This is a genomic window from Paraburkholderia sp. A1RI_3L, from assembly GCF_048957895.1.
In the GTDB taxonomy this organism is placed as follows: Bacteria; Pseudomonadota; Gammaproteobacteria; order Burkholderiales; family Burkholderiaceae; genus Paraburkholderia; species Paraburkholderia kururiensis.
Map to the genome: position 1 here is coordinate 573,689 of NZ_JARCHA010000003.1, position 21,404 is coordinate 595,092.

Genomic DNA, 21,404 nt, shown 5'->3' on the forward strand with positions numbered 1-21,404 from the left:
AACGAGGCTTCCGATAAGAAAATTGCCGGCCCGCGGGCCGGCAACAGCATGGGTTACAGACGGCGCCAAAGCGCCGCCGCGCTAGGCGAAGAGCGCCGCATAGTGGTCGGCCGAGAAGCCGAGCGTTTTCACGTGCCCGTCCACGACTACCACCGGGCGTTTGATGACGGAGGGCTTCTCGATCATCAGCGCGATCGCGCCGGCCTCGTTCTGCGCCGCGGCCTTCGCGTCGTCGTCGAGGCCGCGCCACGTCGTGCCGCGCCGGTTCACGAGCGTGTCGAGCGGCACTTGCTTCAACCAGCCCTTGAGAAGCGGCGCCGTGACGCCGGCTTTCTTGAAGTCGTGGAACTCGAACGCGACGCCGTGCTCTTCAAGCCACACGCGCGCCTTCTTCACCGTGTCGCAGTTCGGAATGCCGTAGACGACCGTTTTGCCGGCGGCCATCTCAGTCGCCCCGCAGCAGTTCGTTCAGCCCGACCTTCGCGCGCGTCTTCGCGTCCACCTTCTTCACGATCACGGCGCAGTAGAGGCTGTGCGAACCGTCCTTCGACGGCAGGTTGCCCGCCACCACGACGGAGCCCGCAGGAATGCGGCCATAGGTCACTTCGCCGGTTTCGCGGTCGTAGATCTTGGTGCTCTGGCCGAGGTAGACGCCCATCGAGATCACCGAGTTCTCTTCGACGATCACGCCTTCCACCACTTCCGAGCGCGCGCCGATGAAGCAGTTGTCCTCGATGATGACGGGGTTGGCCTGCAGCGGCTCCAGCACGCCGCCGATGCCCACGCCGCCCGACAGGTGCACGTTCTTGCCGATCTGCGCACACGAACCGACGGTGGCCCACGTGTCGACCATCGTGCCTTCGTCCACGTAAGCGCCGATGTTCGTGTACGACGGCATCAGCACGACGTTCTTCGCGATAAACGAGCCGCGCCGCGCAATGGCGGGCGGCACGACGCGAAACCCGCCCGCGGCGAAGTCTTCGGCCGTGTAGTTGGCGAACTTCGAGGGCACCTTGTCGTAGAACTGGGAGTAGCCGCCCGCCGGCATCGGCACGTTGTCTTCCAGGCGAAACGACAGCAGCACCGCCTTCTTCAGCCACTGGTTGACGATCCACTGGCCGTCTTTCTTTTCGGCGACGCGCAGTGTGCCGCGGTCGAGTTGCTCGATGGCGTGCGCGACGGCGTCACGCACTTCCGGAGAGGCCGATTTCGGCGACAGCTCGGCGCGGTTGTCCCAGGCGGTGTCGATGATCTGCTGAAGTTGTTGCGACATGTTCGTGGTTGCTGGAAGTGAAAGACAGTGGAAGAGAAGCGTGGCGCCTCGCCGTTGGCTGCAGGCGCGCCGCTTGTGCGGTGTCGTAGCGCCGCGCGCGGCCGGTGTCTGGCGCCTCGACGGTGCCCGGCGCGTCCCGGATCGGCTTAGCTCGCCGCGCAAAGCGCGCGGCAGAACGAAACGATCCGCCTCGCGCCCTCGACGCATTCGTCGACGCCGGCGACGAGCGCCAGACGGACGAAATCGCGCCCTGGATTGACGCCATGTGCGGTGCGCGCGAGATACGAGCCCGGCAGAACCGTCACATTATAGTCGGCGTACAGTTGCCGGGCGAAGGCGGTATCCGAAAGGCCAGTGCGCGCCACGTTCGCCCAGAGGTAGAACGCGGCGTCGGGCATGCGCACGTCGAGGACATCCGCGATCATCGGCGTGACCGTGGAAAACTTCTGCACATACTTCGCGCGGTTCTCGCGCACGTGGGCCTCGTCGTTCCATGCGGCGATGCTGGCGCTTTGCCAGACCGTCGAGAGCGCCGCACCGTGGTAGGTGCGGTAGAGCAGGAACGGCTTGAGAATGGCGGCGTCGCCCGCGACGAAGCCCGAGCGCATGCCGGGCACGTTCGAGCGCTTCGAGAGGCTCGACAGCATCACGAGGCGATCGAATCCGCGCCCGAGCCGGTGTGCCGCCTCGAGTCCGCCGAGCGGCGGGGCGTTCTCGTCGAAGTAGATTTCCGAATAGCACTCGTCGGAAGCGATCACAAAGCCGTACCGGTCCGACAGCGCGAAGAGTTCGCGCCAGTCGTCGAGCGTGAGCACCGCGCCCGTCGGGTTGCCCGGCGAGCAGACGTAAAGCAGCTTGGTGCGCGCCCAGATGTCGTCGGGCACGGCCGAGTAGTCGCAGGCGAAATTGCGCGCCGGATCGCTGTTGGCGAAATACGGCTCGGCACCCGCGAGCAGCGCCGCACCCTCGTAGATTTGGTAGAACGGGTTCGGACAGAGTACGATCGGCCGTTTCGCGGGATCCTTGACGCCAGCGGTCGGATCGACCACCGCCTGCGCGAGCGCGAAGAGCGCTTCGCGCGAACCGGAAACCGGCAGCACCTGCGTCTTCGCATCGACAGCCGGCAGGCCGTAGCGCTGCGTGACCCAGCGCGCGATGGTCTCGCGCAGCGCGTCCGATCCTGCCGTAGCGGGATAGGCCGACAGGCCGTCGAGCGAAGCGATCACTGCCTCGCGCACAAGCGCGGGCGTAGGATGTTTGGGCTCCCCGATGCCGAAGCTGATGTGGCGCAGGTCGTGCGGCGGCGTGACGTCGGCAAAGAGCGCGCGCAGCTTTTCGAAGGGATAGGACTGAAGGGTGTCGAGGAGCGGGTTCACTTGGCGGATCAGGGCTGATCGAAGACGTACAGCGACAGGTGAGCGAGGTACGCGCCGGCCACCATGGAAGCCGGCCCGACGCAGATGCAGCGAGCCGCGAGGCGTGCGGTTGCTGCGGCGAACTTCAAGCGGGCGATTATAGCGTGGAGTGCCGGGAACGCGAGGGGTTGGGCCAGCCAGTCAAGGCGGTACGCCGCCCGGAATGCTCCGCGAAAACACGAAGACACGAAAGGATGCAGATTGACGTTACCGAGCAATGAGGGTGTGGACCACGGTCAGGTAGCGGAAGGCCGCGGAGGTTGGCCGCAATGAATGACCGGATTCGTTCAGACACGCGCACAAACGCGCGCCCGAACACGCCGACAAACGGTGCCGCGAGCTGGTCCACCAGTTGGCCCACGCTCGCGATCATGCTGGGCGCTTCGGTGTGGGGCATGGTCTGGTACCCGCTGCGCATGCTGGCGTCCCTCGGCGTGACAGGCACCGCCGCGAGCGCGGCGACGAGCGCCGCCGGCTGCCTGTTCGTGCTCGCGCTGCGCCGTCGCGCGATTGCGAGCGTGCGGTGGCACTGGATCTTGCCGGCGCTCGGGCTCGCGGCCGGCGTGACCAACCTCGGCTTCGTCTGGGGCTCGATTCACGGCGAAGTAATGCGGGTGCTGCTGCTCTTCTATCTGACGCCGGCATGGACCGCGCTCTTTGCGCATTTCATCCTGCACGAGCGGCTGACGTGGGGCGGCGCCGGTCTCGCGGCGCTGTCGCTGGGCGGCGCGATGCTGATGCTGTGGTCGCCGCAGGCCGGCCTGCCGGTGCCCGCCAACGCGGCGGAATGGGGCGGCCTCGCCGGCGGCATGGGCTTTGCCATGAGCAACGTGTTGATCCTCAAGGCGAGCCGGGTGCTGCCGCAGATGAAACCCGAGATGCGCACGGCGACGATCTTCGGCGGCGCCGCGCTCTTCAGCGCCTGTGCGTCGTTGTTCGAGCCGATGCCTGCGCCGCCCGCGGGCGGCCATCTGGCTATCGCGGCACTGCTCGTGCTGGCGCTCGGGTTCGTGCTGGCGTCGAACAACATGCTCGTCCAGTACGGGCTCGCTCGCGTGCCGGCTAATCGCGCATCCATCATCATGCTGTTCGAACTCGTCGTGACCGCGCTCACCGCGTGGCTCTTCGCCGGCGAAGTGCCGGGCCCGCGCGAATGGGCGGGCGGTGCGTGCATCGTGCTCGCCTCGCTGCTTTCGAGCTGGATACATCGCGATACGAGTCAGCAGCAGGGCCAGCAGAAGGGCGACCAGAAGGGCGACCAGAAGGGCGACGGGCCGGGCGGCGAACAGGACACCGAAGACCGGCACGAGCCGGAAAGCGGTCCGGACGGGCGCACGCCGCGTCGGAATCGATCACGCGCGATGGTATGATTGCCGCTACCCGCCGCAGGTGCGCTGTCTCGCGTGCCTGCGGCGTATCCGTATGGCGCTCCGTCAACGGAAAACGCGCGCCGCACCGGCGGCGCCGCGTTCCGGCACGGGGCGCGATCCAGTTTTCAATCCCTTATAAATCAGCGATATCGCCGTGCGTCTGACCTCGATAAAACTCGCTGGCTTCAAGTCATTCGTCGATCCCACGCATTTTCAGGTTCCGGGCCAGCTCGTCGGCGTGGTCGGCCCTAATGGGTGCGGCAAGTCCAACATCATCGACGCCGTGCGCTGGGTGCTCGGCGAGTCGCGCGCCTCGGAACTGCGCGGCGAGTCGATGCAGGACGTGATCTTCAACGGCTCGACTGCGCGCAAGCCGGGCAGCCGCGCAAGCGTCGAACTCGTGTTCGACAATGCGGACGGCCGCGCCGCGGGCCAGTGGGGCCAGTATGCCGAGATTGCCGTCAAGCGCGTGCTGACGCGCGATGGCACGTCGAGCTACTACATCAACAACCTGCCGGCGCGCCGCCGCGACATCCAGGACATCTTCCTCGGCACCGGTCTCGGGCCGCGTGCGTACGCGATCATCGGCCAGGGCATGATCGCGCGCATCATCGAGGCGAAGCCCGAAGAGCTGCGCGTGTTCCTCGAAGAGGCCGCGGGCGTGTCGAAGTACAAGGAGCGCCGCCGCGAGACGGAAAACCGGCTGCACGACACGCGCGAGAACCTCACGCGCGTCGAAGACATCATCCGCGAACTGACCACGAACCTCGACAAGCTCGAGGGCCAGGCCGTGGTGGCCACGAAGTTTCGCGAACTGCAGTCCGATGGCGAAGAGAAACAGCGCCTGTTGTGGCTGTTGCGCAAGAACGAGGCGGCGAGCGAGCAGCAGCGCCAGCAGCGCGCCATCGAGCAGGCGCAGATCGACCTCGAAGCGCACACCGCGCAGCTGCGCGAAGTGGAGGCGCAACTCGAAACGCTGCGCGTCGCCCATTACTCCGCGACCGACGCGATGCAGGGCGCACAGGGCGCGCTCTACGAAGCCAACGCCGAGGTGAGTCGGCTCGAAGCCGAGATCAAGTTCATTGTCGAGTCGCGTAACCGGGCACAGGCGCAGATCGCAGCGCTCACGGCGCAGCGCGAGCAATGGCTCGCGCAGGCCCAGAAGGCCCAGGGCGACCTGGAAGACGCCGAAGAACAGCTCGCGATCGCCGAGGAAAAAGCGACGCTCGCCGAGGATGACGCCGCCGCGAAGCACGACGCGCTGCCCGCGCTCGAAGCGCGCTGGCGTGACGCCCAGGGGCAGCTCAACGACGAGCGCGCGGGCATCGCGCAAACCGAGCAGGCTATCAAGCTGGAAGCTGCCCATCAGCGCAACGCCGATCAGATGCTGCAACAGCTTCAGCAGCGCGAGGAGCGGTTGAAGGCCGAGGCAAGTGGTCTCGACGCCCCGGACGAGGCGCAGCTCGAAGAACTGCGCATGCAACTCGCCGAGCACGAGGAAATTCTGCGTGACGCCCAGGACCAGCTCGCAGAAGCGCAGGAAACGGTGCCGCGTCTCGACGCCGAGCGCCGCGCCGCCCATGAGCGCGTGCAGGCCGAAAGCGCGCAGATCCACCAGCTTGAAGCCCGTCTTGCGGCGTTGAAGCAGCTCCAGGAAAACGTCCAGACCGAGGGCAAGATCCAGCCGTGGCTCGAGAAGCACGAACTCGCCACCCTGCCGCGCCTGTGGAAGAAGCTGCACGTCGAGGCCGGCTGGGAAACGGCGCTCGAAGCGGTGCTGCGCGAGCGGCTGGCGGCGCTCGAAGTCTCGAATCTCGACTGGGTGAAGGCGTTCGCTACCGACGCGCCACCCGCCAAGCTCGCGTTCTATTCCCCGCCTGTGGCCGGTCAGCCGGTGGCGGCAACGGCGGCGCTGAATCCGCTGCTGTCGCTCGTGCGTATCGACGACGCGGGGCTGCGTGCGGTGCTCAACGACTGGTTGGGCCAGGTGTTCGTTGCCGACGACCTTGCGCAAGCGCTCGCCCAGCGTTCGCAGTTGCCCGAGGGCGGCGCCTTCGTCGTGAAGGCCGGTCACGTGGTGACGCGCGTGGGCGTGCAGCTCTATGCGGCCGATTCCGAGCAGGCCGGTATGCTCGCGCGGCAGCAGGAAATCGAGAACCTCACGCGCCAGGTGCGCGCCCAGGCGCTGCTTGCCGACGAGGCGAAGGCCGCAGCGATCCGCGCCGAAGCAGCGCATACGCAAGCAGCCCAGGCGCTCGCCGACGTGCGCGCGCAGGCCGAGCGCGCCACGCAGCGCGTGCACGCGCTGCAGCTGGATGTACTGAAGCTCACCCAGGCGCACGAGCGCTACACGGCGCGCAGCACGCAGATTCGCGAGGAACGCGAAGAAATCGCTGCACAGATTGAAGAGCAGCGTGGGCTGCGGGCCGAGTCGGAAGCGAATTTCGAGCGTCACGACGCAGAGCTCGCCGAGTTGCAGGCCCGCTACGAAGACAACCAGCTCGCATTCGAAGCGCTCGACGAAGAGTTGACCGCTGCGCGTGGTGCGGCGCGGGACCTGGAGCGCGCCGCGAACGACGCGCGCTTTGCGGCGCGCAACATGGCCAACCGTATCGACGAGCTTCGGCGCAGCATCCAGGTGGCGCATGAGCAGAGCGAGCGGGTGGCAGCTTCGCTCGAGGACGCCCGTGCGGAACTCGAAACGATTAATGAGCAGACCGCGCACACCGGTCTGCAGGACGCGCTCGACATTCGTTCGCAGAAGGAAGAGGCATTGCGCCTGGCGCGCATGGAGCTCGACGATCTGACGGCCAGGCTGCGTCAGGCCGACGAAACGCGCCTCACCGCCGAGCGCGCACTGCAGCCGCTGCGCGACCGCATCACCGAATTGCAGCTGAAAGAACAGGCCGCGCGTTTGAGCGGCGAGCAGTACGTCGAGCAGCTGCAAGCCGCCGGCGTGGACGAAGCTGCGCTGCAAGCCAAGCTCACGCCGGATCTCAAGCCGTCGTATCTGCAGGGCGAAGTGACGCGCATCAACAACGCGATTGCGGCACTCGGGCCGGTCAACATGGCCGCGCTCGACGAACTGGCTGCGGCGAAGGAGCGCAAGACCTTCCTCGATGCGCAGTCCGCTGACTTGACGAGCGCGATCGAAACGCTCGAAGACGCGATCCGCAAGATCGACCAGGAAACGCGCACGCTGCTGCAAGGCACGTTCGACGAGGTGAATCGCCACTTCGGCGAGCTTTTCCCGCGACTCTTCGGCGGTGGCCAGGCGCGGCTGATGATGACGGGCGACGAGATTCTCGATGCCGGCGTGCAGGTGATGGCGCAGCCGCCGGGCAAGAAGAACTCGACCATTCATCTGCTCTCGGGCGGCGAGAAAGCGCTCACGGCCACGGCGCTCGTGTTCGCGATGTTCCAGCTGAATCCGGCGCCGTTCTGTCTGCTCGACGAAGTGGACGCGCCGCTCGACGACGCGAATACCGAACGTTTTGCCAACCTGGTGCGCGCGATGTCGGACAAGACGCAGTTCCTGTTCATCTCGCACAACAAGATTGCGATGGAAATGGCGCAGCAGTTGATCGGCGTGACGATGCAGGAGCAGGGCGTGTCGCGTATCGTCGCGGTCGACATGGAAACGGCTGCTGGTTTCGCCCAGAATAACGTTTGATTGGCGAGCGCCGCGCGGGCGCGCATGGCGGACGGGCGGCGCAGCGCTGTGCCGGACCGTCGCGGCGCCGCATCGCAGACGATGCCTTGTGCGGCGCATCGCTCGAAGAAGAATTGCTGATGGAGCATGCATGGACGAGTTGACCCTCGGTTTGACCGGCGCGGGTGCCGTGGTGGTGGCGGGCGTGGTGGCGTACAACGCCTGGCAGGCAGCGAAGGTGCGCCGCAGAATGCCGAGGCCGATGCCGGCCGAGACGGCGGAAACGCTGGCCCGCGAAGATCACGAGAACCAGAGCCCGTTCATCGAGCCCGCGCAGCCGGTAACGCGCCGCGAGCCCACGCTGGCGGGCGGCCAGGGCGACGAAGCGGAAGAGCGCATCGAGCCGGGCTTCGGAGCGGCGGCGCCGCTCGATACGCCCGCCGATATTCAGGCGGAGACCACGTCGCCCAATGGCGGCTTTGCCGAACCGCAGTCTGCCGAAAGCGATGACGAACGCACCGAACCGGTGCTGCCCGCCGCCACGACGATTTCCGCTGCGCCGCCGGCCGTGGTGGATCGCCGCATCGACTGCATCGTGCCGATCCGGCTTGCGGGCCCCGTGCCGGGCGAGCGCATCATTCCGCTTGCGCAGCGGCTTCGCCGGGCCGGCAGCAAGCCCGTGCATATCGAGGGCAAGCCGGAGGGCGACGGCGCCTGGGAACTGCTGCAGAACGGCGTGCGCTATGAAGAACTGCGCGCAGCAGCGCAGCTTGCCAACCGCAACGGGCCGCTTAACGAACTGGAGTTCTCCGAGTTCGTTTCGGGCGTGCAGCAATTTGCCGATGCGCTCGACGCGGCGCCCGAGTTTCCCGACATGATGGAAACCGTGTCGATGGCACGCGAACTGGATGGCTTCGCTGCACAGTGCGACGCGCAACTCTCGATCAACGTGATGTCGGACGGCGCGCCGTGGTCGGCCAACTACGTGCAGGCGGTCGCTTCCCAAGACGGCCTGCTGCTTTCGCGCGATGGCACACGTTTCGTGAAGCTCGACGCGAAGCAAAGCCCCGTGTTCATGCTGCAGTTCGGCGACACCAACTTCCTGCGCGACGACCTCACCTACAAGGGTGGCCAGATGATCACGCTGGTGCTGGACGTACCGGTGGCCGACGAGGACATTCTGCCGTTCCGCCTGATGTGCGACTACGCGAAGTCGCTCGCAGAGCGCATAGGCGGGCGCGTGGTGGACGACCAGCGCCGTCCGTTGCCCGAGGCCGCGTTCCTTGCCATTGAAAAGCAGCTGATGACGCTCTACGCGAAGCTGGAGCAGGCCGGCATTCCCGCTGGCTCCGCGGCCACGCGACGGCTTTTCAGTCAGTAACGCCAGCAGTCGGTTCACTCTATTCCCTCCTTTGCATCTTCATGGCCCGCTCACCGCAAACGGTGGGCGGCGGCAGGCTCCGGCGTTCGGTTGCTGCACAGGTCGTTGCGAGCCTGACAGGCTGGGCGCTTTCCCGTTAAGCCGGCCCGTGACACGCTTTCATCCGGCCTGTTCGCGAAGCGCTGTCGATCGCTGGTAGTGCTCGCCGCCGCACGTACGAAGAGACAATAGCGGGCCGCACCCAGAGCGTGAAGCTGTCCTTTTGGCCGATGCCACGGCGGCGGCTTCCTGCGATAATCTGACGACTCAATTTCCTTGCGAACCTGCCCACAGCATGGCCCGAACGACTGCCCGCGAACCCGTCCACGCACCCGCTGCCGAGCGCGCCGCATGGCTGCGCAACGAGCTCGAACGCGCGAATTACGCGTACTACGTGCTCGATCAGCCGGAACTGCCGGACGCCGAGTACGACAGGATGTTCGTCGAGCTGCAGCAGATCGAGGCCGAGCATCCGGATCTGATCACGCCGGAATCGCCTACCCAGCGTGTGGGCGGCGAGGTGGCGAGCGGTTTCGAGCCCGTCGTGCACGACGCACCCATGCTGTCGCTGAACAACGGTTTCGAGGACGAGGACATCGTCGCGTTCGACCGGCGCGTGTGCGAGACGCTCGATGTAGCTCACGTCGATTACGCGTGTGAGCTGAAATTCGACGGGCTCGCCATCTCGCTGCGCTACGTCGATGGGCAATTCGTGCAGGCCGCTACGCGAGGCGACGGCACGACGGGCGAGAACGTCACCGAGAACGTCCGCACGATTCGCTCCATTCCGCTCAAGCTCAAGGGCAAGCGCGTTCCCAGGGTGCTCGACGTGCGCGGCGAAGTGCTGATGTTCCGCCGTGACTTCGAACGCCTCAACGAGCGTCAGCGGGAGGCGGGTCAGCGCGAATTCGCAAACCCGCGCAATGCTGCGGCGGGCAGCTTGAGGCAGCTCGATACGCGCATCACCGCGCACCGTCCGCTATCGTTTTTTGCCTATGGCATCGGCGTGCTCGATGGCATGGAGATGCCCGCGACCCACAGCGAACTGCTCGACTGGTACGTGGACCTCGGTTTGCCCGTGAACAGCGAGCGGCGTGTGGTGCGGGGCGCGGAAGGGCTGCTTGGCTTCTTTCGCGCGATCGGGGAGAAGCGCGACAACCTGCCGTATGACATCGACGGCGTCGTCTACAAGGTGAACCGCCGGGACCAGCAGGACACGCTCGGTTTCGTTTCGCGTGCGCCGCGCTTCGCGCTCGCGCACAAGTTTCCTGCCCAGGAAGCGCTGACGAAGCTCCTGGCCATCGACGTGCAGGTAGGCCGCACGGGCGCGATTACGCCGGTGGCGCGCCTCGAGCCGGTGTTCGTGGGCGGCGTGACGGTCACGAATGCGACGCTGCACAACGAGGATGAGGTGCGCCGCAAGGACATCCACATTGGCGATACGGTCGTGGTGCGGCGCGCTGGCGACGTGATTCCGGAAGTGGTGAGCGTGGTGCTGGATCGGCGTCCCGCTAACGCGCGTGCATTCGTTATGCCCACGCATTGCCCGGTATGCGGCTCGCGCATCGAGCGGTTGCCCGACGAGGCCATCGCGCGCTGCACGGGCGGGCTCTTTTGCCCGGCGCAACGCAAGCAGGCGCTATGGCATTTCGCGCAGCGTCGCGCCATGGACATCGATGGTCTGGGCGAGAAGGTGATCGACCAACTTGTCGAACAGAACCTCGTGCGTACGCCGGCCGACCTGTTCAGCCTCGGCTTTTCCACGCTTGCAGCGCTCGATCGCTTCGCGGACAAGTCGGCGCAGAATCTGCTGGATTCGCTCGAAAAGGCAAAGAAGACGACGCTCGCGCGGTTCCTCTACGCACTCGGTATCCGTCATGTGGGTGAGTCCACGGCGAAAGACCTCGCGAAGCACTTCGGTTCGCTCGATCCCGTCATGAACGCGTCGGTGGAAGAACTCCTGGAGGTGAACGACGTAGGCCCTGTGGTGGCCGAGTCGATTCACCAGTTCTTTGCCGAGGAGCACAACCGCACCGTGATCGAGCAACTGCGGGCGCCGGGTCGGGTGACCTGGGCAGAAGGGCCGCCTGCGCCCAGAGCGCCGCAAGGCATGCTGGCCGGCAAAACGGTGGTGCTGACGGGCACGTTGCCGACCCTCACGCGCGAAGCGGCGAAGGAAATGCTGGAGGCCGCGGGCGCGAAGGTGGCCGGATCGGTGTCGAAAAAAACGGATTACGTGGTCGCAGGTGCGGACGCGGGCAGCAAGCTCGCGAAAGCCGAGGAACTCGGCGTTCCCGTACTCGACGAAGAAGGTATGCGCAAGCTGCTGGAGGGTCACACGCCATGATTCGCGAAATTCTCAGAATGGGCGATCCGCGCCTGCTCGGCATCGCGCGCCCGGTCGATCATTTCGACACGCCCGAACTGCATGAGCTCATCGCCGATATGTTCGACACCATGCACGATGCGAACGGTGCCGGGCTTGCCGCACCACAGATCGGCGTCGATTTGCAGGTGGTGATTTTCGGTTTCGGCCAGAACGAGCGTTATCCCGACGCGCCGCCTGTGCCCGAAACGGTGCTCATCAATCCGATCATCCATCCGGTGTCGCAGGATCAGGAGGAAGGCTGGGAAGGCTGCCTCTCGGTGCCCGGCCTGCGCGGGATGGTGAACCGGTTCTCGATGATCCGCTACGAAGGCTTCGATCAGTTCGGCAAACCGATCGATCGCGTCGCAGAGGGTTTTCACGCACGCGTGGTGCAGCACGAATGCGATCACCTGATCGGCAAGCTGTACCCCATGCGGATCACGGACTTCTCGAAGTTCGGTTTTACCGATGTCCTGTTTCCGGACCTCGATCCGGGTCAGGACGATTGATGTGATTGGTGTGACCGGCGCGCAGCAGGGCGAGTTGCCTGCTGCGCGCCTTGGGGACGGTCAGAACGATTCGTCCGGCGTCATGTAACGCCATTGGCCTTGCGGCAGCGCGCCCAGCGTCACCCGGCCCATCCGCACGCGTTTGAGGCCCACCACCTTCAGGCCTACCAGCTCGCACATGCGGCGAATCTGCCGCTTCTTGCCTTCGCGCAGCACGAAGCGCAGTTGTTCGCCGTTCTGCCAGCTGACCATAGCTGGCTTGAGTGGGGCGTCGTCAAGCGCAAGGCCGTGACGCAGCATCGCGAGACTTTCCGCCGGAAAGTGCTGGTCGATGTCGGTGCTCAAGTCGCCGTACGTCACGCGCACGAGGTACTCCTTGTCGACGTCGGACTGTTCGCCGATCAATTGCTTTGCGACGCGGCCGTCCTGGGTCAGCACGAGCAGACCAGTCGAATCGATGTCGAGGCGGCCTGCGGGCGCGAGCGTGCGCAGATGCAAAGGCGAAAAGCGGATACCGGAGCGGTCGCCGTCCCAGTGATTGGCGGGCGTGACGAGCGTCGCCGCAGGAGGGTAGCCGTCCTCGGCCTGTCCGGAGACGAAGCCAACCGGTTTGTGCAGCAGGATCGTTACCTGGCGGGCCTGGGCTGCGCGCGCCGCCGGGTTGATCTCGATCTGCTGCTCGGGGCGCACCTTGGCCCCGAGCGTATCCACGAGCACGCCATCCACGAGCACCCAGCCTTTCTCGATCCACTCGTCGGCTTCCCGCCGCGAACACAGGCCGAGTTCCGACATGCGCTTCGACAGGCGCAGCGTGCCCGGCTCGTCTTCATGGAAGCGGACGGCTTCAGGACGAGGCGAGGGCTTCGCCTTCGCGGGCACCGCCTCGGCTCGAGTAGAGGGTCGGCGGGCAGGCTTGCCTGCCGCGGGCGCGCCGCGGTCGCTTCGTTGGTCGCCGCCGCGGTTGCCACCGTCCCGACGGTCCTCCCGATACGCGCCTTTCACGGGCTTCGCATAGGGCCGCCCGGAGTGATCTGCGCCCGAGGAGCCGGCGCGTGGCGAGCGCTCGAATCGACCAGTGCGCGATTCGGCGTCTTGTGCAGGCGTGTCCGATCTTCGGCCGCCCCCGCCGAAACCTCGCGCCGGTTCGTCGCGCCGGGGCGAGGATGAAGGCGCTGAAGAGGGCGCGCGGCGAGGGCGGTCCGTTGCCGCCGAGCCGCGCACGCCGTCCGTCCTGCGTGCCGCGTCGGTTCGCGGTCCGTCCGTTCGCCGGACAGCCCGGCGCGCACCCTCGGCGTCGCGCGTTGGCCCGCGCGAATCTTCGGCTCTGCGGTTCGTGGCACGGTAGGCACCCTCGGCTTCACGAGCTGGGCCGCGCGGTCTGCGCTCGCCGGCTGGTCCAAACCCTGACTTTTCGGCGCGTCGGCGTTCAGCTCCTGTCGGCTGATCCGACGCAGCGCCCGCGCGGGGCCGCGATGGGTGATCTCCGCCTGCTTCTGTACGAGTCTTGAATTTCCCGTCGGAGCGCCCAAACCCCGATGCGCGTGGCGCGCCCGGCCCTGTGGCTGTGCGATTGCGTCCACCCTCGCGTGCCGCATCGGCTGCGCCGGCCGATCGAACCGTTCCCCGGTCATTCCTGCGATCGCCCGCGCGGTCGCCCCATTTTGCGCCGGTCCCCGCCGAAGCCTTTGCGGCCGGCCGAGGCCGTTTCCCGCCCGCATCGGCTGCGCCGGGCTTCGAGCCCGATCGAGGTCCCGTTCCGGTTGCCGTGCCCGCGCCGCGTTTTGCGCCGGCAAATTTCGGTGCGCCTGCGCCAGCCCCCGACGGAGTCGTCGTGGCGGGGCGGCTGGGTTTGCGCGCGGTTGCGCTACCGGAACGAACGGGGGCGCGCTCGGGCGCCGTCGGCCGCGGATGCTTGGCTGTCAGTTTGACTCGCATGGATTTTTTCAGACTGCGATCGCGCGCAGCAGCTCGGTTTCGACTTGAATCTGGAGCCGGTTGTCGGACAGCCCGTGTCCGTCCAGCAGAAACACGTCTTCGACGCGTTCGCCGAGCGTGTTGATCCGCGCCGCATGGACGCCGACCCGGTGCTCGGCCAGCACGCGCGCGATCGAATAGAGAAGGCCCGGCCGGTCGTTGGCCGACACGGAAAGGATGTAGTACTGACCGCGCTCGTCGGCCCGCAGGTCGACGCGCGGCGTAATGGGGAAGGTGCGCGACAGGCGCGACAGGCGCCCCTTCGACGGCTCGGGCAGCAGCGTGCCGGGAGCGGCCAGCCGCGCCGTCAGCTCCTGCTCCACGAGGTTCGCGATGTCGCGATAGTGGACGTCGCCTTCGGTGTATGCGACGAGAAAGTTGTCGAGCGCGTAGCCGTGTTTCGTGGTGCTCACGCGCGCGTCGAGCACCGAGAGGCCGTTGCGGTCGAAATACGCGCAGATGCCGGCGAAGAGGTCAGGGCGGTCCTTCAGGTAGACGAGCACCTGCAACGCCTCGCCGATCGGCGACGGGCGCGCGCGCACCACGGGCGCCTCCGCCTGCACATGGCGATACAGCACACGCGTTTGCCACGCGATGTCGGCTGCGTCGTGGCGCAGGAAGTAGCCCACGTCGAGCTGATCCCAGAGCGCACGATGCGCGTGCTCGGGCACGGTTTCGAGCCGCAGCAGCGCGAGCGCCTCTTCCTGGCGCGACTTGAGCTCCGAGTGCGCGTCCGGGCGGGCGCCGCCGAGCACGGCCAGCGTTGCGCGATACAGGTCCTCGAGCAGCTTGCCCTTCCAGTTGTTCCATACCTTCGGGCTCGTGCCGCGGATATCGGCCACGGTCAGCAGGTAAAGCGCCGTGAGCCGGCGCTCGGTGCCGACCAGCTCCGCGAAGCGCCGGATCACCTCCGGGTCGCTCGTGTCCTGCTTCTGCGCGACGTGGCTCATCGTGAGGTGGTGCTGCACGAGCCAGACCACGAGCGCTGCGTCGTCGCCTTCGATGCCGTGTTCCCTGCAGAAACGCCGCGCGTCGGCCATGCCGAGCGTGGAGTGATCGCCGCCGCGGCCCTTCGCGATGTCGTGAAAGAGCGCCGCCACGTAGAGCACCCAGGGCCGCTCGAAGTTGGCGATCAACTGGCTGCAGAACGGATATTCGTGCGCGTGTTCCGGCACGGCGAAGCGGCGCAGGTTGCGCAGCACCATCAGGATGTGCTGATCGACTGTGTAGACGTGATACAGGTCGTGCTGCATCTGGCCGACGATGCGCCGGAAGTTCAGCAGATAGCGGCCCAGCACGCTCGTCTGGTTCATGAGACGCATGGCGTGCGTGATGCCCTCGGGCGCCTTCAGGATTTCCATGAAGAGGCGCCGGTTTTCGGGGTCCCGGCGCCAGTGCTGATCCATCGCGTCGCGTGCGTTGTAGAGCGCGCGCAGCGTGCGTGCCGACAGGCCTTTCACGCCCGGCGTCTTCTCGTAGAGCAGGAAAGCTTCGAGGATGGCATGCGGTTCGCGCTGGAACACGTCGTCGCTGGCGATTTCGAGCATGCCCTGCTTTTCGACGAAATGGTCCGAGAGCACCCGCGTGATGCCGCTCGTCTTCGGGAAGAGCTGGGCCTCGATGTTCTGGATCAGGATGGTCGAGAGCTGCGTGACTGCTTTGGCGGCCCAGTAGTAGCGGCGCATCAGCTGCTCGCTGGCACGCCTCGCCCCGCTTGCACGATAGCCGAAACTCTCGGCCACGGGCGTTTGCAGGTCGAATACGAGGATGTCCTGGCGGCGTCCCGAAACGACATGCAGCCGGGCGCGCAGCGATTTGAGAAAACGCTCGTTGCGGCGCAGCTCGCGCGCTTCGCGGCCGGTGATGAGCCCGCGCTGGTCGAGTTCGCGCCAGCTGCTGCCGAAGCCCGCGGCCTGGGTGATCCAGAGGATCAGTTGCAGGTCGCGCAGGCCGCCCGGGCTTTCCTTCACGTTCGGTTCGAGCGCGTAAGGCGTGTCCTGGAACTTCGCGTGGCGCTGGCGCATTTCCAGCACCTTCGCCTGGAAGAACGCGCGCGGATCGAGCCCGGCGTGGTAGCAGTGCGAGAAGTCGTCGAAGAGACCGGCGCTGCCTGTGATGAACCGTGCTTCGAGCAGCGAGGTGCGTACCGTGACGTCGTTCGCGGCTTCCTCGACGCATTGCGACACCGTGCGCACGCTGCTGCCCAGTTCCAGCCCGAGGTCCCAGGCAAGGCCGATGAAGCGCTCGATGCGCGCCTCGACGTGCGGCGGGTCGTCGGGCAGCAACACCAGAATGTCGACGTCCGAATGCGGTGCGAGTTCGCCGCGCCCGAATCCGCCGACGGCGGCGAGCGTCAGCGCGTCTGGCAGCTCGCAGGCTTGCCAGGCGCGGCGCAGCGTGTCGTCGGTGAGACGCGCGAGCGCCCGCATCAGGGCATCGACGTTGGTGGCGGTGCGGAACCGCTCGAGCAGGGCGGCTTTGGCCGCCTTGTAGTCCGTCCTGAGCGAAGACGTATCGGGAAGGGCGACAGCGGGAACACTCATGGGCGGGCGTGTCGAGACAGAGGACGGAGGACCGGGGAGCGGGGGCAGCAGGCGCTGAGCGGAAAGGCCGCTCAGGCGGCCGCGGCGACGATGTCGGGGCGCGCGGGCGTGCCGGCCGAGACCGTCAGCACCTCGTATCCTGTTTCCGTGACGAGCACCGTGTGCTCCCATTGCGCCGAGAGGCTGCGGTCCTTGGTCTTGACCGTCCACTGGTCGGGCATAGTGCGAATGTCGCGGCGGCCGGCGTTGATCATCGGCTCCACGGTGAAGATCATGCCCGGCTGAAGTTCGATGCCCGTGCCCGGGCGACCGTAGTGGAGCACCTGCGGGTCTTCGTGGAACACGGTACCGATGCCGTGGCCGCAGTACTCGCGCACCACGCTGTAACCGTTGTTCTCGGCGTGCCGCTGGATCGCGTGGCCGATGTCGCCCAGATGCCCGCCGGGGCGTACCTGGTCGATGCCGAGCCACATGCACTCGTAGGTGACCTGAACGAGGCGCTTCGCGAGAATGGACCCTTCGCCGACGATGAACATGCGGCTCGTGTCGCCGAAATAGCCGTTCTTGATCACGGTGATGTCGATGTTGAGCGCATCGCCGTTTTTGAGCGTCTTGTCGCCGGGGATGCCGTGGCAGATCACGTCGTTGACGGAAATGCAAGTCGCCTTCGGGTACGGCGGATAGCCCGGAGGCTGATAGTTGAGCGGCGCCGGTACGGTGCCCTGGACATTGAGCATGTACTCGTGGCACAGGCGGTCCAGTTCACCGGTGGTGGCGCCGGCTGCGACAAACGGCGTGATGTAGTCGAGCACCTCGCTTGCGAGGCGGCAGGCAACGCGCATCTGCGCGATGTCGTGTTCGTTCTTGATCGTAATGGCCATGGCGGAGCTCAGCATTTGCTGGCTAAACGGCAATAAAACGCAATTATCGCACCTAACGCGCCGTGCCGCAGAGGTTTGGCAAGCCTGGAAAGGGCGGCGGACCCCGTCACCTAAGGCGATGAAAGGAGGTGATCGGCCATCCGTCCGCTGGGAGGTCATGCCGCGGCATGCTGGCCTTGGGTTGAGTCGTGAAACAGTCGCGTGCTATACTTATTGGCTAAGTCGCTCCCGGTTTTCCCGGATTGCGGGCTGGCCGAAAGGCGGGCCCGATGAATCCGGCGAACACGGTGGAGTGGCTTGGACCTGACGCTGCAAGTGTGAAAGGTGGTCTGCCGGAAATCCCGGTGTCGCCTGATCCACGCGCGCAGCACATTCGCAAGCCGGCGCACCCAGGGTGTCGTCGTGCAAGCTTCGCCCGGCAGGGCAGGCTTGCCGCCGATACGGCAGCCGGCTTAAGACCTAACCCTCGCGGAGAATTTCATGGCAGTCACCATGCGCCAAATGCTGGAAGCCGGTGTCCACTTCGGTCACCAGACGCGCTTCTGGAACCCCAAGATGGCCCCGTTCATCTTCGGCCATCGCAACAAGATTCACATCATCAACCTCGAAAAGACGCTGCCGATGTACAACGACGCGCTGAAGTACGTGCGTCAGCTGGCAGCCAATCGCGGCACCATCCTGTTCGTTGGCACGAAGCGTCAGTCGCGCGACATTATCGCTGAAGAAGCGCAGCGCGCCGGTATGCCGTTCGTGAACGCGCGCTGGCTCGGCGGCATGCTGACCAACTTCAAGACGCTGAAGGTTTCGATCAAGCGCCTGAAGGACATGGAAGCGTCGGTCGAGGCGGGCGAGCTCGAAAAGATGAGCAAGAAGGAAGCGCTGCTGTTCGAACGCGAGATCGCCAAGCTGCAGAAGTCGATTGGCGGCGTGAAGGACATGGGCGGCATTCCCGACGCGATTTTCGTGGTGGACGTCGGCTATCACAAGATCGCCGTGACGGAAGCGAACAAGCTGGGCATTCCGGTTATCGCGGTGGTCGATACGAACCACTCGCCGGAAGGCATCGACTACGTGATCCCGGGTAACGACGACGCCAGCAAGGCTGTCGCACTGTACGCCCAGGGCGTGGCCGATGCGATCCTCGAAGGGCGCGCGAACGCCGTGAACGAAGTCGTCCAGGCCGTGCGCGGCGACGACGGCGACGAGTTCGTCGAGGTCAACGCGGAAGCGTAAGCTGCCCCGTGTCCGGCAAAAAAGGGGGCTTTCTACAGGCCCCCTTTTTTTAAGCTGTGGTGCTGCGCGAGATTGCTCCGCGCCACAGCAGACCGGACGGCAAGAATGGCCGCCACCAGGGCGGTCCCAGCCGCGCGGCACGTGTAACAAATGTGTCGCTGCGAAACGAATTCCGGCCACCCGTATCGAAGTGCGGGCGGCGTGAACAGTCAGATTGCAAGGAGCGAATGATGGCGGCAATTACCGCAAGCATGGTGGCAGAACTGCGCGCGAAGACCGACGCGCCCATGATGGAATGCAAGAAGGCGCTGACCGAAGCCGACGGCGACATGGCCCGCGCCGAAGAACTGCTGCGCGTGAAGCTCGGCAACAAGGCGAGCAAGGCTGCGTCGCGCGTGACGGCTGAAGGCGTGGTGGCGTCGTACATCGGCGGCAACGTCGGCGCGCTCGTCGAACTGAACTGCGAAACCGACTTCGTCGCCAAGAACGACGACTTCAACGCGTTCGCGAAGAAGGTCGCCGAACTGGCGGCCACCCAGAATCCGGCGGACGTGGCCGCGCTGTCGGCGCTGCCGCTCGACGGTCAGACCGTGGACGCCGTGCGTCTCGCACTGGTCGGCAAGATCGGCGAAAACCTGTCGATCCGCCGCTTCGTGCGCTTCGAAACCGCGAACAAGCTGGCCGCTTACCTGCACGGCACGCGCATCGGCGTGCTCGTCGAGTACACGGGTGCGGACGAACAGGTCGGCAAGGACGTCGCCATGCACATCGCCGCCATGAAGCCGGTTTCGCTGTCGGCTGACGACGTGCCGGCGGAGCTGATCGCCAAGGAGCGCAGCATCGCTGAGCAGAAGGCTGCCGAATCGGGCAAGCCGGCCGAGATCGTCGCGAAGATGGTGGACGGCAGCGTGCAGAAGTACCTGAAGGAAGTGTCGCTGCTGAACCAGCCGTTCGTGAAGAACGACAAGCAGACGATCGAGCAGATGCTCAAGGCCGGCAGCTCGAGCGTGCAGCAGTTCGCCCTGTTCGTGGTGGGCGAGGGCATCGAGAAGCGTCAGGACGACTTCGCGGCCGAAGTGGCGGCGCAGGTCGCTGCTGCAAAGCAACAATAAGTAGTCCCGCAGTCTGTCGTAACCCGTGGCGGGGCAAGACCTCGCTGCGGCCGGCAGCGCCGCAAGGCGCGCAGCGGGCCATCCCCGCCGGCGCGCCGATCGACGGTTGCGCGCACCCTGTGCGCGTGCCGGGGCAAATTTGGCGGTGCTTGCCCGAATCAGTATTTCACCCCTACAGTTTCAAGTTATTGTCCCTTTCCGCGCGATCTGGATACCTCCATGCCCACTGCCTATAAACGCGTTCTGCTCAAACTCTCCGGCGAAGCTCTGATGGGCGACGATGCTTTCGGCATCAATCGCGCAACGATCGAAAGAATGGTGGCGGACGTGGCCGAGGTCGTGAAGCTCGGTACGCAGCTCGCGGTCGTGATCGGCGGCGGCAACATCTTCCGTGGCGTGGCGGGCGGCGCAGCCGGCATGGACCGCGCCACGGCGGACTACATGGGCATGCTGGCCACCATGATGAATGCGCTCGCGCTGCAGGACGCCATGCGCCACGCGGGGATCGAAGCGCGCGTGCAATCCGCGCTGCGCATGGACCAGGTCGTGGAGCCCTACATCCGTCCGCGCGCCATTCGCCAGCTGGAAGAGGGCAAGGTCGTGATCTTCGCGGCCGGCACGGGCAACCCGTTCTTCACCACCGACACGGCGGCGGCGCTGCGCGGCTCGGAGATCGGCGCCGAGGTCGTCCTCAAGGCAACCAAGGTGGACGGCGTGTACTCGGCCGATCCGCGCAAGGACCCTGCGGCGACGCGCTACACGACGATTACGTTCGACGAGGCGATCAGCCGCAACCTGCAGGTCATGGACGCCACGGCGTTCGCGCTGTGCCGCGACCAGAAGCTGCCTATCCGCGTGTTCTCGATCACCAAGGCGGGCGCGCTCAAGCGGATCGTTCAGGGCGACGACGAGGGCACGCTCGTCCACGTGTAAACTCTCGGTCACGCGAGAAGGCTCGAACGCGGGTCCGGCGAGGCTTGAAGCTGCCGCAGCGGCGCGCTGGCCGGTCCGCACGTTATGATGGTTCGGAGGTTAGAAAATGGCTGTGGCTGACATCAAGAAGGGCGCCGAGCAAAAGATGCAGCGCTCGATCGACGCATTCAAGAACGATCTGTCGAAGATCCGCACGGGCCGCGCCCACACCGGTCTGCTGGATCACATCCAGGTCGACTATTACGGCTCGCCGGTTCCCATCTCCCAGGTCGCGAACCTCACGCTCGTGGACGCCCGCACGATCGGCGTCCAGCCGTGGGAAAAGAAGATGGTGCCGGTGGTCGAGAAGGCGATTCGCGAATCGGATCTCGGTCTGAACCCCGCCTCTCAGGGCGACCTGATCCGCGTGCCGATGCCCGCGCTCACGGAAGAGCGCCGCCGCGAACTCACCAAGGTCGTGAAGAGCGAAGGCGAAACGGCGAAGGTCGCCGTGCGTAATCTGCGCCGCGACGCCAACGAGCAACTGAAGAAGCTCGTCAAGGACAAGGAAATCTCGGAAGACGACGAGCGTCGCGCCGGCGACGAGATCCAGAAGCTCACGGACCGCTTCGTCGCCGAGATCGACAAGATGGTGCAGACCAAAGAAGCGGAAATCATGACGGTCTGAGGCCGTCGGGCTTTCTTTGCGCCAGTGTTTTCCGTTCCCCAAGCAGTTTGAGTC

The 21,404-nt window shown here is 65.9% G+C and carries 15 protein-coding genes; 9 read left to right on the forward strand and 6 right to left on the reverse strand.

The genetic code is table 11. From position 1 onward, the window contains the following. Positions 1-81 precede the first annotated feature (81 nt). The 3 genes from PXJ20_RS12385 to dapC form a co-directional block, all read right to left on the reverse strand. Complete coding sequence (locus tag PXJ20_RS12385; protein WP_017778125.1) at positions 82-444, reverse strand: ArsC family reductase; 363 nt, start codon at positions 442-444, stop codon at positions 82-84. A gap of 1 nt (position 445) precedes the next feature. After that, positions 446-1,273 (reverse strand): 2,3,4,5-tetrahydropyridine-2,6-dicarboxylate N-succinyltransferase, encoded by an 828-nt coding sequence (dapD, locus tag PXJ20_RS12390; RefSeq protein WP_017778126.1) that lies wholly within the window; start codon positions 1,271-1,273, stop codon positions 446-448. Between the two features lie 146 nt (positions 1,274-1,419). Next, positions 1,420-2,649: a succinyldiaminopimelate transaminase gene (gene dapC / locus PXJ20_RS12395; protein WP_421030835.1), complete on the reverse strand. Its 1,230-nt coding sequence runs from the start codon at positions 2,647-2,649 to the stop codon at positions 1,420-1,422. A 410-nt stretch (positions 2,650-3,059) separates the two neighbouring features. Here dapC and PXJ20_RS12400 point away from each other — a divergent pair, with 410 nt between their 5' ends. The 5 genes from PXJ20_RS12400 (at position 3,060) to def (ending at position 12,007) form a co-directional block, all read left to right on the forward strand. Continuing rightward, on the forward strand, positions 3,060-4,058 hold the full coding sequence (locus PXJ20_RS12400) for a DMT family transporter (RefSeq protein WP_421031012.1): 999 nt from the start codon (positions 3,060-3,062) through the stop codon (positions 4,056-4,058). A gap of 154 nt (positions 4,059-4,212) precedes the next feature. Then, entirely contained in the window at positions 4,213-7,731 is a 3,519-nt protein-coding gene (gene smc, locus PXJ20_RS12405) for a chromosome segregation protein SMC (protein WP_421030836.1), read from the forward strand. Positions 7,732-7,861: 130 nt separating this feature from the next. Further along, positions 7,862-9,091: a cell division protein ZipA C-terminal FtsZ-binding domain-containing protein gene (locus PXJ20_RS12410; protein WP_421030837.1), complete on the forward strand. Its 1,230-nt coding sequence runs from the start codon at positions 7,862-7,864 to the stop codon at positions 9,089-9,091. Between the two features lie 334 nt (positions 9,092-9,425). Further along, complete coding sequence (gene ligA, locus PXJ20_RS12415; protein WP_421030838.1) at positions 9,426-11,477, forward strand: NAD-dependent DNA ligase LigA; 2,052 nt, start codon at positions 9,426-9,428, stop codon at positions 11,475-11,477. Continuing rightward, a complete protein-coding gene (gene def, locus PXJ20_RS12420; RefSeq protein ID WP_017778133.1) occupies positions 11,474-12,007 on the forward strand; it encodes a peptide deformylase in 534 nt (177 codons plus the stop codon). The genes ligA and def overlap by 4 nt, the downstream gene beginning before the upstream one ends. 60 nt (positions 12,008-12,067) lie before the next feature. On the opposite strand, the gene PXJ20_RS12425 is transcribed toward def, so the two are convergent. The 3 genes from PXJ20_RS12425 to map form a co-directional block, all read right to left on the reverse strand. Then, positions 12,068-12,886, reverse strand: coding sequence for a pseudouridine synthase (locus PXJ20_RS12425; protein ID WP_325101067.1), 819 nt, complete (start codon positions 12,884-12,886; stop codon positions 12,068-12,070). Between the two features lie 1,064 nt (positions 12,887-13,950). Beyond that, on the reverse strand, positions 13,951-16,524 hold the full coding sequence (locus tag PXJ20_RS12430; protein ID WP_017778135.1) for a [protein-PII] uridylyltransferase: 2,574 nt from the start codon (positions 16,522-16,524) through the stop codon (positions 13,951-13,953). Positions 16,525-16,595: 71 nt separating this feature from the next. After that, on the reverse strand, positions 16,596-17,420 hold the full coding sequence (gene map, locus PXJ20_RS12435; RefSeq protein WP_017778136.1) for a type I methionyl aminopeptidase: 825 nt from the start codon (positions 17,418-17,420) through the stop codon (positions 16,596-16,598). Positions 17,421-17,885: 465 nt separating this feature from the next. Between map and rpsB the strand changes: the two genes are divergently transcribed. From rpsB to frr, 4 genes are all read left to right on the forward strand, one after another. Next, positions 17,886-18,638, forward strand: a complete 753-nt coding sequence (gene rpsB / locus PXJ20_RS12440; protein ID WP_017778137.1) for a 30S ribosomal protein S2 — start codon at positions 17,886-17,888, stop codon at positions 18,636-18,638. A gap of 230 nt (positions 18,639-18,868) precedes the next feature. After that, positions 18,869-19,750 (forward strand): translation elongation factor Ts, encoded by an 882-nt coding sequence (tsf, locus tag PXJ20_RS12445; RefSeq protein WP_421031013.1) that lies wholly within the window; start codon positions 18,869-18,871, stop codon positions 19,748-19,750. Positions 19,751-19,969: 219 nt separating this feature from the next. Beyond that, positions 19,970-20,683, forward strand: a complete 714-nt coding sequence (gene pyrH / locus PXJ20_RS12450; RefSeq protein ID WP_017778139.1) for a UMP kinase — start codon at positions 19,970-19,972, stop codon at positions 20,681-20,683. Between the two features lie 106 nt (positions 20,684-20,789). Beyond that, positions 20,790-21,350 carry a ribosome recycling factor gene (gene frr / locus PXJ20_RS12455; RefSeq protein ID WP_017778140.1) on the forward strand — a complete coding sequence of 187 codons (561 nt, stop codon included), beginning with the start codon at positions 20,790-20,792 and terminating at the stop codon, positions 21,348-21,350. Positions 21,351-21,404 lie beyond the last annotated feature (54 nt).